Genomic DNA, 21,971 nt, shown 5'->3' on the forward strand with positions numbered 1-21,971 from the left:
CTCACTTTGGACATACCGCGCACGCGCCGTGCGACTACAGACACGGCGGGCTTTTCAGGCGATACCTGTCGGTCCCTCCATCCACCCACCGCAAAGAAGGAACTCTCATGGCAGCAGACAAGCACGCAAGCGTTCACTGGGAAGGCGCCGGCAAGACCGGCAAGGGCCAGATCAGCACCGAGACCGGCGCCCTCAAGGACTACCCCTACGGCTTCGCGAGCCGCTTCGAGGACGACAAGCGCGGCACCAACCCCGAGGAGATTGTCGGCGCGGCCCATGCGGCCTGCTTCACGATGGCTTTTGCCTTCGCGCTCGAGAAAGAAGGTTTCACCGCTACCAAGGTAGACACCAGGGCCGCGGTGCGGCTGGCGAAGGACGGCGAGGGCTTCAAGATCGACCGCATCGCGCTCGAGCTCGACGCCACCGTGCCGAACCTGGAAGAAGCCAAGTTCCAGCAGATCGCAGCCGCCGCCAAGGCCGGCTGCCCGCTGTCGAAGGCGCTGGCCAGCGTGCCGGAGATCACGCTGACGGCGACCCTGGCGGGCTAGCGCTGCTGCTTATGATCGTCTCCACTAAAAAGAGGAGACGATCCATGGCTCACCCCGTCCGCGCCGCCATCCTGGCGGCTTTTTCCATCGCGTCGTTCGGCGCGGCCGCCCCCGCCCTGGCCGCCTATCCAGACAAGCCGATCAAGGTGGTCATCGGCTTTCCGGCCGGCGGCCCTCTGGACCAGCATGCGCGCCTCTTGACCGACAAGCTGCAGGCCGTGCTCGGCCAGCCGCTGATCGTCGACTACAAGCCTGGCGCGGGCGGCTCGGTGGGCGCCGACGCTGTCGCCAAGAGCCCGGCCGACGGCTACACGCTGATGCTGGCCAACACCGGCGTGGCGGTGATCAACGGCGCGCTCTACAGCAAGCTGCCCTACAACACGCAGCGAGACTTCGTGCCCATTGCGCGCACCGCAATGCAGCCGCTGGCCCTGCTGGTCACGCCCAAGCTGCCGGTGCAGAACCTCAAGCAGTTCGTCGACTATGCCAAAACGCGGCCCGGCCAGGTCAACTACGGTTCGGCCGGCAATGGCGGCATCAGCCACCTGGTGCCGGAGATGTTCAAGACGGCGACAGGCATCTTCATGGTGCACATTCCGTACCGCGGCAGCGCCCCGGCGTTTACCGACCTGATGGGCGGGCAGGTGCAGTTCATGGCCGAGTCGATTCCGCAGGCCGCCAACTATCACAAGCAGGGCAAGGTCCGCGCCTTGGCTGTGACCAGCCGCGAGCGTAACCCTGCCCTGCCCGATGTACCGACGGTCATCGAATCGGGCATCAAGGGCTTCGAGGTGGTGGGCTTCTACGGCTTCTTCGCCCCAAAGGACACGCCCAAGGACGTGGTCGCCAGGCTCAGCGATGCGTTCAAGCAGGTGCTGACCAGCCCCGAGGTGCGCGACCGCATGGTGAGCCAGGGGGCAGACCCGGCCTATCTGGGCAGCGAGGACTTCGCGCGCTTTCTTGCCACGGAGACGCCGCGCTGGGACAAGGCGGTGAAGGCTTCGGGCGCTCGGATGGATTGATTGGCTGGCGGTTTTTGGTGCTGTCGTTCGGGGCGTGTGCAAAGGCCACCGGGTACTCCCCTCCGCGAATGTCCCCGGGCTTCGCCCTCCTCCTTTATTTCGCTGCGGGGAGTACCCGATGCCCTGTGCACTGGGGCACGCTCTGGGTGTACCGCTGATCAACGACTGCTCTGAATCACGCTCCCGCTGGCGGGGTGCCTTGCGCAGCGAAATAAAGGAGGAGGCCGCAGGCCGGGGGACATTCGCGGAGAAAGGTACCCCGTCGGCGGGAGCGCCGCCCTGAACAGCGGCGCCCCAAACAAGCGCCCCGAAACGAGTACCTTGAACCAAGCGCCACGCACCACCGGCATGCAGCGCAAACCCATTTCGGTGCACATATCTTGCATACCAGTTGGCACAAAAGCTGCTGATATGCAGACCAATGTCTACATCCGCATCCGAAATCAGTGCACGCATCGTCGAAGCGGTGATGGCGCAGAAGCTCGCCCCCGGTTCGCGCCTGGGCGAGCAGCAGCTGGCCATGCTCTTCGATTGCAGCCGCACCATCGTGCGCGAAGCCCTCACCCGGCTGGCGGCGCGCGGCATCGTGACGGTGAGCGCGCGGCGTGGCTGGTTCGTCATTGAACCTTCGCAGGAAGAAGCGCGCGAAGCCTTCGAGGCGCGCCGCGTCATCGAGCTTGGCCTGATTCGCAGTACGGGCAGCACCGGCAAGATCGACAAGACCGCGCTGCGCCAGTTGAAGGCGCACCTTCAGCGTGAAAAGGCGGCGCTGAAGGAAAGCGACGTCGGGAACCGAAGCTTTCTCTTGGGCGACTTTCATGTGTGCTTGGCCGAATGCCTGGGCAACACGCTGCTGGCAGACACGCTGCGCGACTTCACCGCGCGCACCACGTTGATCGCCATGCTCTATCAGAGCACGCACGACGCAGTGCAGTCTTGCGAAGACCACGTGCAGATCGTTGCCGCACTCGAACGAGGCGACCACGCCGGCGCCGAAGCCCTGATGGCTGCGCACATCGGCACCGTGCAGTCCGCATTGCGCGTGCAGGCGCCTACGGATCCGCTCGCGCAACTTCGCGACGCGCTGGCGCCACTGCAACAGAACACCGCGGCCAGGCCCAAGCGGCGCAAGGCGGCCGCGTCTTCTCCCAACGACACCGATTCTTCGACTTACCTAGGAGCCCTGCTATGACTTTCTCTTCGTCCAAACGCCACCTCACGCTCGCGCTTGCTTCCGTTGCCATGCTGGCCGCAGCCGGCACCGCCCAAGCCCAGAACGCGCTCGACAACGTGCTGAAGGCCAAGACCATCAAGATCGCCGTGCCGACCGACTACCCGCCGTACGGCTCGGTCGACAAGAACATGAAGCCGCAGGGCCTCGACGTTGAAATGGCCGAACTCATCGCCGCCAAGCTGGGCGTGAAGGTCGAGCTGGTGCCCGTGACCAGCGCCAACCGCATTCCCTACCTGCAGACCCGCAAGGCCGACCTGGTGATCTCCACGCTGGGCAAGAATGCCGAGCGCGAGAAGGTTATCGAGTTCTCTTCCGCCTACGCCCCCTTCTTCCAGGCCGTGTATGCGGCCAAGAGCATGAAGCTCACCAGCTTTGCCGACATGGCCGGCAAGACCGTGGCCGTGACGCGCGGTGCGATGGAAGACCAGGAACTGAACAAGGTGGCGCCGCCCAACGTCGACTACCGCCGCTTCGAAGACAACAACGCGACCATCGCCGCCTTCGTGGCCGGCCAGACGCAAACCCTTGCAACCAGCGCCGCGGTGGCGGGCGACATGCTCGCCAAGAACCCGAAGGTGAGCGCCGAATTCAAGCTGCTGCTGAAAGACAGCCCCTGCTTCATCGGCATTGCCAAGGGCGAAACCGCATTGAAGGCCAAGGTCAACGAGATCATTGCCGCGGCCAAGAAGGACGGCACGCTGGACACCATGTCGAAGAAGTGGCTGGGCAAGGCCGCCGGCGACCTGCCGGTCTGACCGACCACCGCTGAACCCCGACAAGCAAAGAAGAAGGCGCGGCCATGGAATTCGACTTCGGTGCAGTTCTTGTCGACTGGCGGCTGCTTGCCAAAGGGGTGGCCTGGACGGTGGGCCTCACGGCCATTGCCACCCTCATCGGCATGGCCGTGGGCGTGGCCTGCGCCTGGGCGCGCGCCAGCGGGCCCGCGTGGCTTCGCTGGCTGGTCGGCAGCTATGTGGAGCTGATCCGCAACACGCCCTTCATCGTGCAGCTGTTCTTCATCTTCTTCGGGCTGCCCGCGGCAGGCGTCAAGCTCACGCCGGAGACGGCGTCGATCATTGCGATGGTGCTGAATCTCGGCGCCTACGCCACCGAAATCATTCGCGCCGGCATCGAGGCGACGCCCAAGGGACAGATCGAAGCGGCCGTGAGCCTGGCGCTCAACAAGGTGCAGGTGTTCACCCGCGTCATCTTGCCGCCGGCACTCAAGAAGGTATGGCCCGCCATGGTGAGCCAGATCATCATCGTGATGCTGGGCTCCGCGGTGTGCGGACAGATTTCCACCGAAGAGCTGAGCTACGCCGCCAACCTCATCCAGAGCCGCAACTTCCGCGCGTTCGAGGCGTTCATTGTCGCCACGCTGGTGTACCTGGCGCTCGCCGTTGGGCTGCGCAGGCTGCTCAATTGGGCCGGGCCCAGATTCTTCTTCGGCCGCTGAAAGAAGAGGGAAAACACATGGTCGATTTTTCTCTCTGGGACATCCTGCGCAACCTGCTCATGGCACTGCGCTGGACCGTGGTGTTGTCGCTCATCGCCTTCATCGGCGGCGGGCTGATGGGCGGCCTGTTGCTGTTCCTGCGCTTGCGCGGGGGCAGCGTCATGAACCGGGCCGTCGGCTTGTACGTGCAGCTTTTCCAGGGCACGCCGCTGCTGATGCAGCTGTTTCTCGCCTACTTCGGCATTGCGTTGTTCGGCGTCGATGTGTCGGCATGGACCGCGGCCAGCGTGGCGCTCACGCTCTACACCAGCGCCTTTCTTACTGAAATATGGCGTGGCTGCGTGGCCTCCATTCCCAAGGGCCAATGGGAGGCTTCAGGCAGCCTGGCGCTGAGCTTTGCCGAGCAGATGCGCCACGTGATCCTGCCGCAGGCGGTGAAGATCGCCATTGCGCCGACAGTCGGCTTTCTGGTGCAGGTCATCAAGGGCACGGCGCTCGCCTCGGTGATCGGCTTTGTCGAACTCACCAAGGCCGGCAGCATGATTTCGAACGCCACCTTCCAACCCTTCGTGGTGTTCAGTTGCGTGGCGCTGCTTTATTTCGTGCTGTGCTTCCCGGTAAGCCTGTACGCCAAGAACCTCGAGAGGAAATCCCATGGCCGCCGTGCTTGACCCCCAGACTTCCGCCGCGCCGATCGTGCGCGTGACCGCGCTGCGCAAATCGTACGGTGCCAACGAGGTGCTCAAGGGCATCGACCTTGAAGTGAAGCGCGGCGAGGTGATCGCCATCATCGGCAAGAGCGGCTCAGGCAAGAGCACCCTGCTGCGCTGCATCAACGGCCTCGAGGTGTTCCAGGAAGGCTCGCTCACCGTCGATGGCAAGCCGCTGCTGCACGAGAGCGCCATGGCCATGCGCGAGCTGCGCCAGCGCGTGGGCATGATCTTCCAGAGCTTCAACCTTTTTCCGCACCTCACCGTCGGCAAGAACGTGATGCTCGCGCCCACGCTGGTGAAGAAGCGCAGCAGCCTGGAAGCTGCCTCGCAAGCGCGCAAGCTGCTCGATCGCGTGGGCCTGGCCGAAAAATTCGACGCCATGCCCGACCAGCTTTCCGGCGGCCAGCAGCAGCGCGTGGCCATTGCACGCGCGCTGGCGATGGAGCCGGCGGTGTTGCTGTGCGACGAGATCACCTCCGCGCTCGACCCCGAACTGGTCGGCGACGTGCTGCGCGTAGTGGAGTCGCTGGCCGACGAGGGCATGACGCTCCTGATGGTCACGCACGAGATGAGCTTTGCACGCAAGGTGAGCGACCGCTTGATCTTCATGCACCAGGGCCGCGTGCATGAGATGGGGCCGCCGGCGGAACTGTTCGGCAATCCGCAGACGGCCGAGCTGAAGCAGTTTCTCTCGTCGTTGCACGACTAAGGCGACTAAGGCGACTGAGGCGGAAGCTGTCGCTACTTGCGAGCCCGCGCCCTCGTACGCTTGCCCACAACCATTCCGGGCGGCGGATCGAAGTTGTCGTCGGGCCCGATGCCGGTCTCCACGCCGAGCCGGGCCGCCAGGTGCGCGGCATCGTATGGTGCATGCACCTTCACGTCGTTGTCGAAGTAGCAGTACACATCGCGCCCCTTCTTGCGTGACAGCAGGCGCGAGGGTTCGGCCAGCCTTGCGTCCTTGACCTGCCGCCCGTTGCGCCAGGCATCGATGCGCTCGGCCCAGCGATCGAGCGCCTCGTCGCTGTAGCCACTCGCGTAGAGCTCCTTGTCGCCATGCAGCCGCATGTAGACGAAATCGGCGCAAAGGTCTTCGAGCAGGGGCCAGCGCCCCGCGGTGTCGGCAACCACCAGCGCAACGCCGTGGCGGCGCAGCATTGCAATGAAGGCCGGGTTCTCGAAGCTCGCATGCCGCACCTCCATCGCATGACGGATCTGCAGCTTCGCAGGCACCTTCAGAAACGCGCGGTCGTCGTCCAGCTTTTCGTTGTGCTGCCGTGCCAGCGCAAGGGCGGATCGGCCGTCCCGCGGCAAGAGCGCCAGAAACTCCTCGAGCCGATCGGCGTTGTAGACGAAGGACGGCGGCAACTGCCACAGAATCGGTCCCAGCTTGGCGCGCAGCGCGAACACGCCCGAGGCAAAGAAGTTGGCCAGCGCGGTACGCGGCTCCTTGAGGCGAAGGTTGTGCGTGATGTAGCGCGGCCCCTTCACTGCAAAAACAAAATCGTCGGGCGTCGCGTCGTGCCACGCCTGGTACGACACGGGGCGCTGCAGCGAATAGAACGAGCCGTTGATCTCGATGGTAGGGAGCATGCGCGAGGCAAAGTCGAGCTCGAGGCGCTGCGCCAGCCCCTTCGGGTAGAAACGACCCCGCCATGGCGCATAGCGCCAGCCTGAAATTCCGATTCGCGTTGCGCCCTGCATCGTTTGCTCGTGCTCTTCTGCCGAAGCCTCGAAACTCGCTTGCCGGGCAGCATCGTGGCGTAGGAGATTTTCCTTTTCGCATAGCAGCATGCGCAACGTGCAACGCCTTTCGTGCGAATCGGCAGGCGGGCCATGCTTAAGATCCCTCCCGATGCACATCGACCCAATCCACCCCTTGGGCTGCTAGCAGCCTCGCACCGCCATGCAGTTCAAATGGATGGAAGACTTCATCGCATTGGCGCAGATGCGCAGCTTCACGCGCGCCGCGGAGCTTCGCCATGTCACACATCCGGCCTTCGGGCGCCGGATTCGCGCACTTGAATCATGGGCCGGCACGGTGCTGATCGAGCGCGGCAGTTCGCCGGTGGTGCTGACGGCCGCGGGCGAGAGTTTTCTGGACCACGCGAGCCAGGTGGTGCGCAGTGTCGAAGGCTCGCGCGAGGAAATGCGCAACGTGGCGGGCCGGCAGGCGCGCACGGTCACGCTGGTGACCGGCCGCACGCTCGCGCGCACGGTGATGGCCGACTGGCTGGTGCGCCTTCGGCCCATATTGCGGCAGGGCGAGGTGCGGGTGCTGACCGGCGCGCTGGCTGAAACGGTGCGTATGCTGGAGCACAACGAGGTGGATTTCTCGCTGATCTTTCACCACGCCGCGCTCACCGTCCGGCTCGACGGGCGGCAGTTTTCCCATGTGACGGTGGCTTCCGACAAGCTCGTTCCCGTGTCGCTCGCAGACGCGCAGGGCCGCGCGATGCACAGCTTCGAGGGTGCCGGCGAAGTGCCGTTTCTCTCGTACGTCCGCACGCTTGCGATGGGCCGCATGGTGGAAGACCTGCTGGCCAACAATCCCCAGGCGCCGCGCCTCAAGCGTTGCATCGAATCCGATTCGGCCGATGCGCTCTATGAATATGTGCTGAGAGGCCTTGGCGTGGCGTGGCTGCCGTGGTCCATGGTGCAGGGCGATTGCAAGGCCGGCCGGTTGGTGCCGGCCGGCGGGCGACGCATGGAAGTGCGATTCGAAGTGCGGCTCTACCGACCCAAGCGCCGCCTGGGCACACTGGCCGAAAACGTTTGGCAAGCCATGGCGCCACGTTGACGCAAGGCTCCATCGGCACGGGTTCGTGCCAATACGGCACACGCCAGAGCGAAGGGCCGCACAGAATTCTCGGGATTACTACACCCCCGAGGCAACGATGCGTCTTCCCCGTGCTTTCTCTTCGAGCCTCGCCCTGGCTCTGTGCGGCCTCGCCTGCGTGGCATCTGCCCCGGCCAATGCCCAGGCGTACCCGAGCAAACCGATCACGCTGGTGGTGGCCTACCCGCCCGGCGGCTCCACCGACCTCACCGGGCGTGCGCTCGGCGTCGAGTTGTCGAGCCGGCTGGGCGTGCCAGTGATCATCGAGAACGTGGGCGGAGCCGGGGAGCCATCGGCGCGCAAAAGGTTGCCAATGCCGCGCCCGATGGGTACACGCTGCTGGTCGGCGCCAGCAACGAAGTGGCGATCAACAAGCTGGTCAACGGCAACGTGAAGTACGAACTGAAGGACTTCACCGCCATCGGCCTGATCGCCTCCCAGCCGTTGGTGCTGGTGGCGGCCCCGTCGGCCGGGGTGAAGAGCTCCGGCGAATTTCTTGCGCTGCTGAAGAAGAACCCCGGCAAGTACAGCTACGGCAGCTCCGGCGTCGGCACCTCCCTGCACCTGGCGGGCGAGATGCTCAAGCAGCAGGGTGGCATCTTCATGACGCATGTGCCCTATCGCGGCGTGGCGCCGCTGACCAACGACCTGCTGGGCGGCAACATCGACTTCGGCGTGTTCGTTCTTTCTAGCGCATTGCCCTACATCCGCAGCGGCAAGATGGTGGCGCTGGGCACCACCGAGGCCAAGCGGTCGGCCGTCACGCCAGACCTGCCCGCCCTCAACGAGAACCCCAACCTGAAGGCCCTGGACATCGGCGTCTGGTTTGCGCTGATAGGGCCCGCAAAGCTGCCGGAGCCGGTGGCGGCAAGACTGAAGAAGGCATTGGGCGAAACGCTGCAGTCGCCCGACTTCCGCAAGAAGATGGAAGCCGCCAGTTCGGTTGTCCCGACTTCGGATGTGGAGATCGACAAGTTTCTTGTCAGCGAAACCGCCAAGTACAAGACCATCGTCAAATTCGCCAGCATCAAGGAATGAGCTTGTCCGCGTCTCTTGTTTTTGAACTCCCCGCCCCCGACATTGCCGCATGGCGCGCCGGCAACACCGGCACCGAAGGCGTCTGGCAATTCGAATCCGCGGTGCCCGGCCGGCACGTGATGATCAGTGCGCTCGTGCATGGCAACGAAGTGTGCGGCGCCTGGGCGCTCAAGGGCCTGCTGGAAGCGGGTGTTCGCCCCCAGAGCGGCCGACTCACGCTGGCGTTTTGCAACCTGGAGGCCTTCGAGCGCTTCGATCCCGCGGACCACGATGCCTCCCGCTTCGTCGACGAAGACCTCAACCGCCAATGGTCGCCGGAACGCCTGGAGGCCGCCACCACGCGGGAGCGGCGGCGCGCCGCGGCGCTGCAGCCCTTTGTAGCCCAGGCCGACTGGCTGCTGGACCTGCATTCGATGCACGAGCCCTCCGCGCCGCTGACCCTTACCGGCACGCAGCCGCGCAACCTGCGGCTGGCGCAGGCGATGCGCAGCCCGGAGCATGTGGTCATCGACGCCGGCCACAAGGACGGCGTACGCATGCGCGATGTCGGCCGGTTCGGCATGCCCGACGCGCAAAGCGACGCCCAAGCGCTGCTGGTGGAGTGCGGCTTCCACGGCGACCCCGCCAGCCGCACCGTGGCCCAAGACCAGTGCGCGCGCTTCCTGCGAGCGGCCGGCACCCTGGACGATGCCGCCATCGCGCAGCAACTGCCCGGTTGGCTGCAGCCGGACGCACCGCGCCAATGGGCGCTGGACGTGACCGGACCGGTGGTGGCGCGCGGCAAGGATTTTCGCTTTGCACAGCCCTTTACCGGCCTGGAAGTGATCGAGCACGCGGGCACCGTCATCGGCTGGAACGAGGGCGAACCCGTGACCACGCCCTATGACGATTGCGTGCTCGTCATGCCCTCGACGCGCCAGGCCAAGCCAGGCGTGACGGTGGTGCGCTACGCCCGTCGCCGGCTGCTCTGAACCTGAACCTGGGCCTGAACCGGGGCCGGGTGGCGGGAGCTTTCGGGCTGTGGCAAGCTCCGAGGAGTATGCAAACCCGCCCCCTGCCCCACTCCCGCCGCTGGATGCTGCGTGCTCTCCTGGGCGCCGCGGCCCTGCAGTCGCCGCTCTCGGCACTGGCCGGCTTCAACTTCTTTACCAGCGAATACACCGCAACCCGCGATGAGCTGCAAACGCAGATCGCCAAGCGCTTTCCGGTGGCCGAGCGCTATGCCGAGATTTTCATGGTCGGCCTGCGCGACCCGCAGCTGGGCCTTGACGCACGCGGCAACCGCGCGGCCATCACAGCCACGCTGACCATCGCGAGCCCGCTGCTGGCCACATCGCCCGTGCAGGGCGTGGTCTCGGTCAGCAGCGCGCTGCGCTACGACGCCGCCACGCGCGCGCTGCGGCTCGATCAGCCCAAGGCCGAGCGGCTCGAGCTGCAGGGCGTGGAGGGGCGCGATGCCGAGCGGCTGCAGAAGATGGGCGCGGTGGTGGCGCAAGAGCTGTTGCAGGGCCAGGTGCTGCGCAGCTTTACCGCGGACGAGCTCACGGTCGGACGCAAGACCTACGAGATCGGCGACATCACCGTGCAGGACGACGGCATCAAGGTGCAGCTGAAATGAAATACCCACTGCTTGCCGCCGCATTGCTCGTTGCGGGCTGCGCGGCGATTCTCCCCACGGCCAAGCAGCACTTCGACCTGCAGGCCCACCGGGGCGGGCGCGGCCTTGCGCCCGAGAACACCCTCGCGGCGTTCTCCAAGGCCATCGACCTGGGCGTGACCACGCTCGAACTCGACATCGGGCTCACGGCCGACGGCGTGGTCGTCATCTCGCACGACACCGCGCTCAATGCCGACCACACGCGCGACGCGAACGGCGCATGGCTTGCATCGAAGACGGGCCCGGCTGTTCGTTCGCTCACGCTGGCGCAGCTTCAGAGCTACGACGTGGGCCGGCTGAACCCCGCGAGCAACTATGGCAAGCAGTTCGCGCTGCAGCAGCCGCGCGACGGCGAGCGCATTCCCACGCTGGCGGCCCTGTTCGAACATGTGCGCGCACGCGGCGCGAGTGCGGCCACGGTCCGCTTCAACATCGAAACCAAGATCGACCCGACCAAGCCCGACGACACCGCCGCGCCCGAGCCGATGGTGCGCGCCCTGCTCGCAGAAATCGACAAGGCGCAGATGGGCGGCCGGGTGACGGTGCAGAGCTTCGACTGGCGCACGCTGGCGCTGGTCGGCCAGCTTGCGCCTCAATTGCCGCGGGCTTACCTGAGCTCTCCGCGCACGCTCAAGGACAGCCGCTGGACAGCGGGCTTCAACGCGGCCGACTTCGCTTCGACACCGCAACTGGTCAAGGCCGCCGCCGGTACCTCCGGCGCGCCCGTGGCCTGGTCCCCGGCCTATGCCGATCTGACGCCGGCCGCCATCAAGGAAGCGCAGAAGCTCGGCTTCAAGGTGCTGCCCTGGACCGTGAACCAGCGCGCCGACATGCTGCGGCTCATGGACTGGGGCGTGGACGGCATCATTACCGACTACCCTGACGTGCTGCGCGACCTGATGCGCGAGCGCGGCCTCTCGCTGCCGCCGCCCGGAAAGGCCGGCACATGAGCGCCGCAGTGCAACTCGACGCCATTGGCGCGCGCATCGACGCGCTGCGCAGCGGCCGCGGCGAATCGATCACCGCACTGTCGAACGAAGCGCGCGCAAGCAGCGAACTGCTGGCAGCCCTGCCGCCGCGCTATGGCGAACTGCTGCTGAACCTGCTCGACCGGCTGGAATCGAGCGCGCTGTTCAGCGAAGAGAGCTGTTCCTTCAGCCAGAAGGACCTGCTCGACAACCTGCAGGTATGGGTCGACAAGGCCCGTGCGCAACTGACGTCTTGAGGAGAACCCACATGCAAAGACGAACTCTTCTTCTGCGTGCCGCGCCGGTGCTGGCGCTCGCATCGACGACGGCATGGCCCCTGGCCGCATTGGCCGCCGCTCCGATGGTCGAAATCTGGAAAGACCCGAACTGCGGTTGCTGCCAGGACTGGGTGAAGCACCTCAACGCGAACGGCTTCGCCACCCGCGTGCACGACAACGGCAACGATGCCGCACGCACGCGGCTCGGCATTCCGGCCAAGCTGGGCTCGTGCCACACCGGCTTCGTCGGCGGCTATGCGCTCGAAGGCCACGTCCCGGCGCGTGAGGTGCACAGGCTGTTGAAGGAAAAACCCAAGGCCGTCGGCCTTGCCGTACCGGGCATGCCGGTCGGCTCGCCCGGCATGGACGGCGCCGCCTACGGGGACCGGCGCGATCCGTACGACGTGCTGCTGGTGCTCGCCGATGGTGGCAGCCGCGTCTACCAGAGCTACCGCTGAGGCGGAACTGCGCCGCCGGAACCCGACGGTCAGCTGAAGCGGCCAGGGTCGAATGGAGCGAGCGGCGTCTCGGGCGCAGTGCCCGCAAGCAATTGCGCCGCGAGCTTTCCGGTGCGCGCGGACCCGCACAGGCCGACGTGCCCATGCCCGAAAGCCAGCACCACATCCGCACTGGCCTTTGAGGCGCCGATGCATGGCAGGCCATCGGGCAGGCTGGGCCTGTGGCCGAGCCAGTGCTTCACAGAAACCGATTCCGCTGCCCGGTCGCCGAGCGCGGGGAACATCGATTGCAGGTGCCGGTGCAGGATCTCGGCGCGGCGCCAGTCGGGCGAGGCTTCGAGCCCGCCGATCTCGACCTGCCCTGCGGCGCGCAGCCCGCCATCCATCCAGTGCGCGATGAGTTTGCCGTCGGCCACCATCGTCGGCGTGCGCGGCCCCACTGCGGCGCCTTCGATGACGACGTGATAGCCGCGCTCCGATTCCAGCGGCACCGGGGAACCGGCGGCAGCGGCCAGCGGACCCGATCGCGCTCCGGCGCAGATGGCGGCGGCATCGCAGGTGATTTCACCGGCCTCGGTCAGCACCGCGCGCAGCCTGCCTCCTTCGATACGAAAACCCGTCGCGCGCGTTGCCATGCGTTGCGCACCGGCCTTGAGCGCATGCTGCGCGACCGCGGCTACGTAGGCGCCCGGATTGCGGCAATGCCCGGCCTCGGGCACGAAGATGCCGAGCGTGTAGCGGGCGTCCAGGTCGGGCTCGCGCTCTCTCAGCGTGGGCTCCAGCCATTCTTCCCATTGCACGCCGGTGCGCCCGCGCACGCGCCAGCCGAGCGCATCGCCCTCGAACTCTTCGCGCGAACGGTACGCATGCAACAGCCCGCGCTGTTCGATGAGCTGCGGTACGCCGGCCTCGGCGGCAAGCCGGGCATGCAGTGCCGGTGCATCGGCGAGCAGCGTGCGCAGCGCGTCGGCGGTGCGCTGCACGCGTGCCTTGGTCCAACCGGAAGCCAAGTAGCGCAGCAGCCACGGCAACGCGCGCGGCAGGTAGCGCCAACGCAGCGCCAGCGGGCCGAGCGGATCGGCCAGCCAGCCCGGCACCTTGCGCCATGCACCCGGCAGCGCGGGCGGCACCACCGAATGCGAGGACAACCAGCCCGCATTGCCATAGCTCGTGGCATGCGGGCCGCCGGGTTCGCCGGGCTCCACCACCGTCACGCGCAGGCCCGCGCGCAGTGCCTCGATGGCGGTTGCGCTGCCCACGGCGCCCGCACCAATCACGACTGCGTGGCGCACAGCACCGTCTGCGGAGAAACTTCTTGCAACTGTCATGGCGCCTATCGTAGAGGGCGCGGTCCCATAATCGGCCGCCATGCCTGCTTCGTCATCCGCACCCGCTTCTCTTTCTTCGTCTTCAGGTGCCATCACCGATGTTGTCGGCATCGAAGTGGGCCACTTCTCCGACACGCGCCGGCCCACGGGCTGCACCGTGATCCTCGCGCGCGAGGGCGCGGTGGCCGGTGTCGACGTGCGCGGCGCCGCACCGGGCACGCGCGAGACCGACCTGCTCTCGCCCGGCAACCTGGTGCAGCAGGTGCACGGCATCATGCTGGCAGGCGGCAGCGCCTGGGGCCTGGCTGCCGCCGACGGCGCAATGCGCTGGCTCGAGGAGCGCAACATCGGCATGGACGTGCGCTTTGGCACCCTGCCCATCGTGCCGGCCGCCGTGCTGTTCGACCTGCCCATGGGCGATGCGCGCATTCGCCCCGATGCCGCGGCCGGCTATGCCGCCTGCGACGCGGCGAGCAACAGCGCCCCTGCAGAAGGCAACGTGGGCGCCGGCAGCGGCGCGCTCGTGGGCAAGCTCTTTGGCGTGCACCGCGCGATGAAGGGCGGCATCGGCACGGCCTCGATCACCGTGGGCGGCGTGACGGTGGGCGCGCTCGTCGCGGTCAATGCGCTGGGCGACGTGATCGACCCCGACACCGCGCAACCGGTGGCCGGCGCGCGCACCGAAGACGGCCTTGCCCTGCTCGACACACGCCGCGCCCTCTTGCGCGGCGACCTGCCCAAGCCGCTGCTCGCCGGCACCAACACCACGGTCGGCGTGATCGCGACCGATGCGGTGCTGACCAAGGTGCAGGCCAACCGCCTTGCCAGCGTGGCGCACGACGGCCTCGCGCGCGCCATCAACCCGGTGCACACCATGAGCGACGGCGACACGCTGTTCGCGCTGGCCACCGGCCGTGTTCCGCTCGAAGGCCCCGGCGCCGAATCCAGGCCCGGCATGACCGTGCTCGGCACCATGGCGGCCGAGGCGGTGGCGCGCGCCACCTTGCGCGCGGTGCTGGCGGCACGCGCCGTCACCGTCGGCGAATTGCATGTTCCCTGCGCGGGCGACCTCGCAGCTACGAAAGGTTGAACTCCTCATGGCCATGCCCAAGACGCTGAAGCTGATCCTGCTGTCGATACGCGACCTGATCGCCTCTGCCGGTCCTGTCGTGTTCCTTGTGATCGGCGTGCTGATTGCCGCCTACTGGTGGCTGCAGCCGCAGCCGCCCAAGCACGTGACGCTGGCCACCGGCCCCACCGGCAGCGCGTACGCGCAGTTCGGCAAACGCTATGCCGAGGTGCTCAAGAGCAGCGGCATCGAGGTGGAGCTCAAGGCCACCACGGGATCGACCGAGAACCTGCAGCTGCTGCGAACCGGCGGCGCCGACGTGGGCTTTGTGCGCGGCGGCAGCGCCGACCCGGTGGCCGACGAGGAAGCCGGGCTCACATCCCTCGGCAGCCTGTTCTTCGAACCGATATGGCTCTTCTATCGCGCCGACACCGCGCAGAAGATCGACCGCAAGACAGCCACGCTGACCTCGCTCACGCAGCTGCGCGGCTTGCGCGTGAACGTCGACATGCCCGGCAGCGGCCTGCCGGAGATCATGGACAGGCTCTTCAAGGCCAACCACCTGGAGGCCGACGCGCTGCAGCTGTCGAACCTCGAGCAGGCGGCCGCGGCCGAAGCGCTGCAGGCCGGCCTGCTCGACGTTATCGTGCTGGCTTCGGCGCCGCAGTCGCCGCAGGTGCAGCGCCTGCTGCGCGCACCCGACATCAAGCTGATGGACTTCGGCCAGGCCGACGCCTACTCGCGGCGCTTTCCCTTTCTTTCAGCGGTGACGCTGCCGCGCGGCGTGGTCGACCTGTCGAAAGACCTTCCGCCCTCGGATGTCACGCTGCTCGCGGCCACCACGTCGATGCTTTCGCGCGACGAAACGCACTCGGCGCTGCGGCAGCTTTTTGCGCAGGCCGCCCAGGGCTTGCACAGCGATGCGGGCTGGTTCAACCGCGCGCGCGACTTTCCGAACACCCGCACCAGCGAACTGCCGGTGAGCCCCGAGGGCGACCGCGCCATCAACGGCACGCCGCCGTTCTGGCAGCGCTACCTGCCGTTCTGGGCCAGCAACCTGATCGAGCGCATGTGGCTGGTGCTTGGCGGCCTCTTGGTGCTGATGCTTCCGCTGAGCCGCGTGGTGCCGCCGCTCTATCAGTTCCGCGTGCGGCGGCGCGTGTTCCGCTGGTATGCGCGGCTGCGCGACATCGAAGCCAAGATCGATGCGCAGCAAGGCGGGCGCGAGGAATTGCTGAGCGAGCTCGAAGAGCTCGACCGCGTGGTGAACAAGGTGGCCGTGCCGCTTTCCTACGCCGACGAACTCTATGCGCTGCGCAACAATATCCACACGGTGCAGCGGCGCGTGCAGTTGCGCTGGCCGCAGCCGGGCGACTTCGCGCCCCGGACACCGCCGCCAAAGGAATCCATAGAAAGCGCTTGACTTGGAGCGCGCTCCAGGTTGCGACCCGCGTCGCGGGCACAGCTTGATCTGTCTGAAAAGCGCCGGCCGCGCCGTCAGCGCTGAAGGCGCAGCAGCTTGCCGTTATCGGTCAGCACATAGAGCCAGCCGTCCGGGCCCTGGCGAACATCGCGCACGCGCTCGCCGCGGTCTGCGAGCAGGCGCTCGCGGCCGATGACAGTGTCGCCGCTCAGCGTGAGCCGCCAGAGCGCGGTACCGGCCAATGCCCCGACGAACAGGTTGCCCTGCCACTCCGGGATGTTCGTCGCGGTGTAGAAGGCCATTCCGCTCGGCGCGATCGACGACTTCTGCGTGCCTGGGGTCCAGACCGAGCCGTCGATCTTTTCCCACCAGGTCGCAGGCTGCTCCATGCCCGCCTTGCTGGTGCCCTCGCCCACCTGGGTGAGGGTGCCGTACTCCTGGCCATAGCTGATCACCGGCCAACCATAGTTGCGGCCGGCCTGTGTGAGGTTGATCTCGTCGCCGCCCTGCGGTCCGTGCTCGCTGGTCCAGAGCTGATCCGTGCCCGGCCGCATCGCGGCGCCCTGCGGGTTGCGGTGGCCGTAACTCCACAGCTCTGGCTGCGCGCCAGCGACGCCGAAGTTCGGATTGCCGGGCGCCGGGGCGCCTCCGTCGTAAGGCGTGCCACCTTGCCGTTGCCGCGCGACAGGTCTTGCGCGAATCCGCGCTGTGTGTCGATCTGGCGATCGCCCATGGTCACGAACAGATAGCCCAGGCGGTCGAATGCCAGGCGTGAGCCGTAGTGCCCACTGCTGCCGCTCACCTTGGGAGCCTGCCGGTAGATCACCGCGACGTTGCTCAGCGTGCGATTGGCGGTATCGAGTTGGGCGCGTGCCACGGCCGTGCCGTTGAGCGCGGCGTTCGCACTGTCGCGCTCGGCGAAGCTCAGATAGATGCGGCCGTTGCTGGCAAAGGCCGGATCGAGCGCCACATCGAGCAGGCCGCCTTGGCCGTCGGTATCGACCACCGGTACACAACACACTGTGTCGGCCCCACCATTGGCAGGCGTGCCATCGGCGTTGCGTAGCCGCAGTTGACCGCCGCGCTGAGTGACGAGCATTCGGCCATCCGGCAGAAAAGCCACGCTCCAGGGGTTCGACAAGTCGGTGGCCAGTTCCGTCACGCGGAGCGGGCCGGAAGGCGGTGCAGGCGCGGCGCCGGAAACGGGTTGGGGCGCCGGTGCCGGGGATGGGGTCGTGACCGCGGCCGGCGGACCCAACGCGGCAAGCGAAAAGTTGCCGCCCCCGCCGCCCCCTCCGCCGCAACCGGCCAGCCATATCGGTGCGGTGAACCAGAGGATGCGTGTCGACATCGTCATGACCGGCCTCTTTCGACAGAATGGACCGCACCATGGTGACACCGCGACCGACCGGGCGCAAAGAAAAACCGCCCGAAGGCGGTTTCATTTGGTAAGCACCGCGGCAGCGTTACTTGAGCGCCTTGTAGCGCATGCGCTTGGGCTTGGCGCCTTCTTCGCCAAGGCGCTTCTTCTTGTCGGCTTCGTACTCCTGGTAGTTGCCGTTGAAGAAGGTCCATTGGCTGTCGCCTTCTGCCGCGAGGATGTGCGTGGCGATGCGGTCGAGGAACCAGCGATCGTGGCTGATGACCATCACGGTGCCGGCGAACTCGAGCAGTGCATCTTCCAGGGCGCGCAGGGTTTCCACGTCCAGGTCGTTCGACGGTTCGTCAAGCAGCAGCACGTTGCCGCCCGCGATCAGCGTCTTGGCCAGGTGCAGGCGGCCGCGTTCACCGCCCGACAGCGTGCCGACCTTCTTCTGCTGGTCGGCGCCGTTGAAGTTGAAGCGGCCCGCATACGCGCGGCTCGCCATCTGGAACTTGCCGACATTGATGATGTCCAGGCCGTTCGAGATGTCTTCCCACACGGTCTTCTCGGACGCCAGCTCGTCGCGGTGCTGGTCGACGAAGGCCATCTTCACGGTCTGGCCGATGATGACCTCGCCCGAATCCGGCTTCTCCTTGCCCGCGAGCAGCTTGAACAGCGTCGACTTGCCGGCGCCGTTCGGGCCGATGATGCCGACGATGGCGCCCGGCGGCACGGTGAAGCTCAGGTTGTCGATCAGCATGCGGTCGCCGAAGGACTTGCTGACGTTGTGGAACTCGAACACCTGCTGGCCCAGCCGCTCAGCCACAGGAATGAAGATTTCCTGCGTCTCGTTGCGCTTCTGGTATTCCATGTCGCTCAGCTCTTCGAAGCGGGCCAGGCGGGATTTGCTCTTGGCCTGGCGTGCCTTCGGGTTCTGGCGCGACCACTCGAGTTCCTTCTTCAGGGCCTTGGCGTGGGCCTCTTCGCTCTTTTGCTCCTGCGCCAGGCGTTCGCCCTTCTGCTCGAGCCAGGTGCTGTAGTTGCCCTTCCAGGGAATGCCGCGGCCGCGGTCCATTTCCAGGATCCACTCGGCCGCGTTGTCGAGGAAGTAGCGATCGTGGGTAATGGCCACCACGGTGCCCGTGAAGCGCTGCAAGAACACTTCGAGCCACTCCACCGATTCGGCGTCCAAGTGGTTGGTCGGCTCGTCGAGCAGCAGCATGTCGGGCTTGGACAGCAAGAGGCGGCACAGCGCCACGCGCCGCTTTTCGCCGCCTGACAGCAGGCCGATCTTTGCGTCCCACGGCGGAAGGCGGAGGGCATCGGCGGCAATTTCCAGCTGATGCTCGGAATCGGTGCCGGCGGTGGCAATGATGGCTTCGAGCTGGGCCTGCTCGGCCGCCAGCGCGTCGAAGTCGGCGTCTTCGGCACCATAGGCGATGTACACCTCTTCGAGGCGCGCCTTGGCGGCAAACACCGCGCCCATGGACTCCTCGACCGATTCGCGCACGGTGTGCTCGGGGTTGAGCTTGGGTTCCTGCTCCAGATAGCCGATCGTCATGCCCGGCATGGGCAGCGCCTCGCCCTCGAACTCCTTGTCCACGCCCGCCATGATCTTGAGCAGCGTGGACTTGCCCGAGCCGTTCAGGCCGAGCACGCCGATCTTGGCGCCGGGGAAGAAGGAGAGCGAAATGTCTTTCAAGAGCTGCCGCTTGGGCGGCACGGTCTTGCTGACACGGTTCATCGAATAGACGTATTGGGCCATCTGTGGATAGTTACCTTGGGTAGCGGAAATTGGGGGAAAAGTGCGGGCGCCAGAAGAAGCTTTCGGACGCGGCAAACCATGGATTATCGACTCATGCGACAATAAGCACCGTTGCCGGGTCCAGTTGCCCGCAACACCGGCTCTCTGCCGGGGACGAAGAAAGACCTTTCCAACCCTTTTGCGAGGGCGGACTTTCCGGCTCCCACCCCTGACCTTCATCTGCCTTGACTGGCTCGGCGTTACCAAAAGACGCCTAGCGGGCCGATGCCACTGCGCCGTGTATGGCGCTTATTGTTTCCAATGAATTTTGATGAACTGAAGCTGGCCCCCGCCATCTTGAAGGCTGTGCACGAGCACGGTTACGACACCCCCACCCCCATCCAGGCGCAAGCCATTCCCGCGGTTCTCGAAGGCCACGACCTTCTGGGCGGCGCCCAGACCGGCACCGGCAAGACGGCCGCCTTTACCCTACCGATGCTGCACAAGCTCAGCATGGGCGCCAGCGCCACCAACAAGTTCGGCGGCATCGGCATTCGTGCCCTGGTGCTCACCCCCACGCGTGAACTCGCGGCCCAGGTCGAAGAGTCGGTCCGCACCTACGGCAAGTACCTGGAGCTCGACTCCACCGTGATCTTCGGCGGCGTGGGCATGAACCCGCAGATCAGCAAGCTCAAGAAGGGCGTCGACATCCTCGTGGCCACCCCCGGCCGCCTGCTCGACCTGCAGCAGCAAGGCATGCTCGACCTGAGCCAGGTGCAGATGCTGATCCTCGACGAAGCCGACCGCATGCTCGACATGGGCTTCATCCACGATGTGAAGAAAATTCTCGCCCTGGTGCCCCGGGAAAAGCAGAGCCTGCTGTTCTCGGCCACCTTCAGCGACGAAATCCGCGACTTGGCCGCCACGCTGCTCAAGAACCCGCAAAGCATCCAGGTCACGCCGCGCAACACCACCGTGCAGCGCATCACCCAGGTGATCCACCCCGTGGGCCGCGGCAAGAAGAAGGCGCTGCTCGCGCACATCATCAACGAGAACAAGTGGAGCCAGGTGCTCGTGTTCACGCGCACCAAGTTCGGCGCCAACAGCGTGGCCGAGTTCCTGACCAAGAACGGCATCGAGGCGATGGCGCTGCACGGCAACAAGAGCCAGAGCGCACGTACGCAGGCGCTGGCCGGCTTCAAGAGCGGCGACATCCGCGCGCTGGTGGCCACCGACATCGCGGCCCGCGGCATCGACATCGACGAGCTGCCGCACGTCGTCAACTACGAAATCCCGAACGTCAGCGAAGACTACGTGCACCGCATCGGCCGCACCGGCCGCGCCGGTTCGAGCGGCGAGGCCGTGAGCTTTGTCTGCCTGGACGAAGAAGGCTTCATGCAGGAAATCGAACGCTTCACCAAGCAGACGATTCCGGTGCAGTTCATCGAAGGCTTCGGCCCTGAAGACGGCGAACGCGCCGAGCCCATCGCCATGGGCCGCCAGACGATCTGGGGCGGCGCAGGCCGTCCGCCAAGCCGCGATGTGATGCAGGCAGCCGCCAAGGCCGCCCGCACCGAAATGCTGCAACGCATCCGCGAGAACAAGGCCGGCCAGGGTGGCGGCGAACGCGCCGGCGGTGGTGGTGGCGGCAACGGCGGCGGTCAACGCCGCGGCGGCGGCCAAGGTGGCGGCGGTCAAGGCCGCAACGCCAATGGCGGCGGCCAAGGCCAAGGCCCGCGCGGCCAGGGCGCTGCCCGCCCGGCACAAGGCCGCGGACCGCAAGGCCCGGCGCGCGCACCGCACCACGCGCCCCAGCATCATCAACAGCAGAATCACCTGCCGCATGACGAGCGCCAACCGCGCCATCACGGCAACAGCCACAGCCCGACGCAAGCCAACCAGGTTGCGCACCTGCGCGCCGAAGCGGTCGCGGGTGGCGACGGCCAGCCGGATCCGTTGCGCACGAGCGTCGACCACATGGGTGGCGGCCGCGGTCGCGGCGGCCGTTCAGGCGGCGGCGGTGGCGGCTACGGCGGCAACCGTTCGGGCGGCGGTGGTCGCTCGGGTGGTGGCGGCTACGGCGGCGGCGGTGGTGGCAACCGCTCCGGCGGTGGCGGCGGCCGCTCGTTCGGCCGTTGAGCCGAAGCGCGGTTAGAACAGCTACCGCGTAATTGAAAAAAAGGGCACCTCGGTGCCCTTTGTTTTTTTCCGGGTCGCTCAGAGCTTTCCGCTGTCGGCCGGGTTGTGCACGATCTGGATCAGCACGTCCGGCGTGTAATTCCTGGTGCGCGAAATCTCGGCGATTTCTCCGCCCGCCGTGCCGGCGAAGACGAGCACGCCCTGCCCCTTGTAGGCCAGGTAGTGACGCCAGCGGTCGGTGCCGTTGTAGGTGGGAATCCAGGCTTTGCCCGTGTTCCTGACGGTCTCGGCGTTGGGCTTGCCCGCGATCTTGATGACTTCGGCGTAGCTCATGCTGGGCCGCAGCTGGGCGAAGGCCGTGCCGGGCACCGGCTGGCCGACGACAGTGCGCTCCTCGTCTTCTTCCGCCGCAACCAGCGCGCGCCGGCTCGGCTCGTACAAAGGGGCGGACCGGCAGGCGGCAAGTGCGATGCACGCCAGCAAGATGGCGCAGGTCGATCGAATCTTCATGTCTATTTCCTCCCGTTCGGAATTTGATGCAGCGCTGGATTGTCGTTTTACAAGTGTCGACACGAACGTTGCAAGAACGCAAATTCCGCACATTTCTCGCGCCTTTTGTCAGCTGCGCAACAAAGCGCCATTGATCGTGTTTTCTCCCGTTAATACCAAAGGCGTCGCGCCGCGCGGCATGCGG

At 66.4% G+C, this 21,971-nt stretch carries 20 protein-coding genes and 2 pseudogenes; 17 read left to right on the top strand and 5 right to left on the bottom strand.

What is annotated here, in order from left to right; translation table 11 throughout:
* The first annotated feature begins 107 nt into the window (after positions 1–107).
* The 7 genes from M0765_RS01120 (at position 108) to M0765_RS01150 (ending at position 5,682) form a co-directional block, all read left to right on the top strand.
* Complete coding sequence (locus tag M0765_RS01120) at positions 108–548, top strand: OsmC family protein (protein WP_258501506.1); 441 nt, start codon at positions 108–110, stop codon at positions 546–548.
* Positions 549–592: 44 nt separating this feature from the next.
* The gene (locus M0765_RS01125; protein ID WP_258501507.1) at positions 593–1,570 is read left to right on the top strand and encodes a Bug family tripartite tricarboxylate transporter substrate binding protein; all 978 of its coding nucleotides are present in this window, start codon (positions 593–595) and stop codon (positions 1,568–1,570) included.
* A gap of 421 nt (positions 1,571–1,991) precedes the next feature.
* Positions 1,992–2,762 (top strand): GntR family transcriptional regulator, encoded by a 771-nt coding sequence (locus M0765_RS01130; RefSeq protein ID WP_258501508.1) that lies wholly within the window; start codon positions 1,992–1,994, stop codon positions 2,760–2,762.
* Entirely contained in the window at positions 2,759–3,559 is an 801-nt protein-coding gene (locus M0765_RS01135) for a transporter substrate-binding domain-containing protein (protein ID WP_258501509.1), read from the top strand. Before M0765_RS01130 ends, M0765_RS01135 begins: the two co-directional genes overlap by 4 nt.
* A 44-nt stretch (positions 3,560–3,603) precedes the next feature.
* Complete coding sequence (locus M0765_RS01140) at positions 3,604–4,260, top strand: amino acid ABC transporter permease (RefSeq protein WP_258501510.1); 657 nt, start codon at positions 3,604–3,606, stop codon at positions 4,258–4,260.
* A gap of 17 nt (positions 4,261–4,277) precedes the next feature.
* The gene (locus tag M0765_RS01145; protein WP_258501512.1) at positions 4,278–4,931 is read left to right on the top strand and encodes an amino acid ABC transporter permease; all 654 of its coding nucleotides are present in this window, start codon (positions 4,278–4,280) and stop codon (positions 4,929–4,931) included.
* On the top strand, positions 4,915–5,682 hold the full coding sequence (locus M0765_RS01150) for an amino acid ABC transporter ATP-binding protein (RefSeq protein ID WP_258501513.1): 768 nt from the start codon (positions 4,915–4,917) through the stop codon (positions 5,680–5,682). Before M0765_RS01145 ends, M0765_RS01150 begins: the two co-directional genes overlap by 17 nt.
* 32 nt (positions 5,683–5,714) lie before the next feature.
* Here the strand turns inward: M0765_RS01150 and M0765_RS01155 are convergent, their stop codons facing one another.
* A complete protein-coding gene (locus M0765_RS01155; protein WP_258501514.1) occupies positions 5,715–6,677 on the bottom strand; it encodes a DUF72 domain-containing protein in 963 nt (320 codons plus the stop codon).
* Between the two features lie 202 nt (positions 6,678–6,879).
* On the opposite strand from M0765_RS01155, the gene M0765_RS01160 reads away from it, so the two are divergent.
* The 7 genes and pseudogenes from M0765_RS01160 (at position 6,880) to M0765_RS01190 (ending at position 12,211) form a co-directional block, all read left to right on the top strand.
* The gene (locus tag M0765_RS01160; protein WP_258501515.1) at positions 6,880–7,773 is read left to right on the top strand and encodes a LysR family transcriptional regulator; all 894 of its coding nucleotides are present in this window, start codon (positions 6,880–6,882) and stop codon (positions 7,771–7,773) included.
* 97 nt (positions 7,774–7,870) lie between these two features.
* Positions 7,871–8,850 (top strand): annotated as a pseudogene (locus M0765_RS01165) (Bug family tripartite tricarboxylate transporter substrate binding protein).
* Positions 8,847–9,821: a succinylglutamate desuccinylase/aspartoacylase domain-containing protein gene (locus M0765_RS01170; protein ID WP_258501517.1), complete on the top strand. Its 975-nt coding sequence runs from the start codon at positions 8,847–8,849 to the stop codon at positions 9,819–9,821. The pseudogene M0765_RS01165 and the gene M0765_RS01170 overlap by 4 nt, the downstream one beginning before the upstream one ends.
* Before the next feature lie 104 nt (positions 9,822–9,925).
* Positions 9,926–10,468, top strand: a complete 543-nt coding sequence (locus M0765_RS01175) for a DUF1439 domain-containing protein (protein WP_258501519.1) — start codon at positions 9,926–9,928, stop codon at positions 10,466–10,468.
* On the top strand, positions 10,465–11,457 hold the full coding sequence (locus tag M0765_RS01180) for a glycerophosphodiester phosphodiesterase (protein ID WP_258501520.1): 993 nt from the start codon (positions 10,465–10,467) through the stop codon (positions 11,455–11,457). The genes M0765_RS01175 and M0765_RS01180 overlap by 4 nt, the downstream gene beginning before the upstream one ends.
* Positions 11,454–11,732 carry a hypothetical protein gene (locus tag M0765_RS01185; protein ID WP_258501522.1) on the top strand — a complete coding sequence of 93 codons (279 nt, stop codon included), beginning with the start codon at positions 11,454–11,456 and terminating at the stop codon, positions 11,730–11,732. The genes M0765_RS01180 and M0765_RS01185 overlap by 4 nt, the downstream gene beginning before the upstream one ends.
* A gap of 11 nt (positions 11,733–11,743) precedes the next feature.
* The gene (locus tag M0765_RS01190) at positions 11,744–12,211 is read left to right on the top strand and encodes a DUF411 domain-containing protein (RefSeq protein ID WP_258501524.1); all 468 of its coding nucleotides are present in this window, start codon (positions 11,744–11,746) and stop codon (positions 12,209–12,211) included.
* Between the two features lie 29 nt (positions 12,212–12,240).
* Here the strand turns inward: M0765_RS01190 and M0765_RS01195 are convergent, their stop codons facing one another.
* Positions 12,241–13,539, bottom strand: coding sequence for an NAD(P)/FAD-dependent oxidoreductase (locus M0765_RS01195; protein WP_258501525.1), 1,299 nt, complete (start codon positions 13,537–13,539; stop codon positions 12,241–12,243).
* A gap of 40 nt (positions 13,540–13,579) precedes the next feature.
* On the opposite strand from M0765_RS01195, the gene M0765_RS01200 reads away from it, so the two are divergent.
* Together M0765_RS01200 and M0765_RS01205 are read left to right on the top strand one after the other, a co-directional pair.
* The gene (locus M0765_RS01200; protein ID WP_258501526.1) at positions 13,580–14,629 is read left to right on the top strand and encodes a P1 family peptidase; all 1,050 of its coding nucleotides are present in this window, start codon (positions 13,580–13,582) and stop codon (positions 14,627–14,629) included.
* 7 nt (positions 14,630–14,636) lie between these two features.
* The gene (locus M0765_RS01205; protein WP_258501527.1) at positions 14,637–16,031 is read left to right on the top strand and encodes a TAXI family TRAP transporter solute-binding subunit; all 1,395 of its coding nucleotides are present in this window, start codon (positions 14,637–14,639) and stop codon (positions 16,029–16,031) included.
* A gap of 74 nt (positions 16,032–16,105) precedes the next feature.
* Here M0765_RS01205 and M0765_RS29365 read toward each other — a convergent pair.
* Together M0765_RS29365 and ettA are read right to left on the bottom strand one after the other, a co-directional pair.
* Positions 16,106–17,388 (bottom strand): annotated as a pseudogene (locus M0765_RS29365) (PQQ-dependent sugar dehydrogenase).
* Between the two features lie 109 nt (positions 17,389–17,497).
* The gene (ettA, locus tag M0765_RS01220) at positions 17,498–19,159 is read right to left on the bottom strand and encodes an energy-dependent translational throttle protein EttA (protein WP_126746195.1); all 1,662 of its coding nucleotides are present in this window, start codon (positions 19,157–19,159) and stop codon (positions 17,498–17,500) included.
* Positions 19,160–19,459: 300 nt separating this feature from the next.
* On the opposite strand from ettA, the gene M0765_RS01225 reads away from it, so the two are divergent.
* Positions 19,460–21,277, top strand: a complete 1,818-nt coding sequence (locus M0765_RS01225; protein WP_258501529.1) for a DEAD/DEAH box helicase — start codon at positions 19,460–19,462, stop codon at positions 21,275–21,277.
* 78 nt (positions 21,278–21,355) lie between these two features.
* Here M0765_RS01225 and M0765_RS01230 read toward each other — a convergent pair whose 3' ends face one another.
* Positions 21,356–21,787, bottom strand: a complete 432-nt coding sequence (locus M0765_RS01230) for a hypothetical protein (RefSeq protein ID WP_258501531.1) — start codon at positions 21,785–21,787, stop codon at positions 21,356–21,358.
* Between the last annotated feature and the right edge of the window lie 184 nt (positions 21,788–21,971).

The sequence above is a fragment of the Variovorax sp. S12S4 genome, assembly GCF_023195515.1.
Taxonomy (GTDB): Bacteria; Pseudomonadota; Gammaproteobacteria; order Burkholderiales; family Burkholderiaceae_C; genus Variovorax.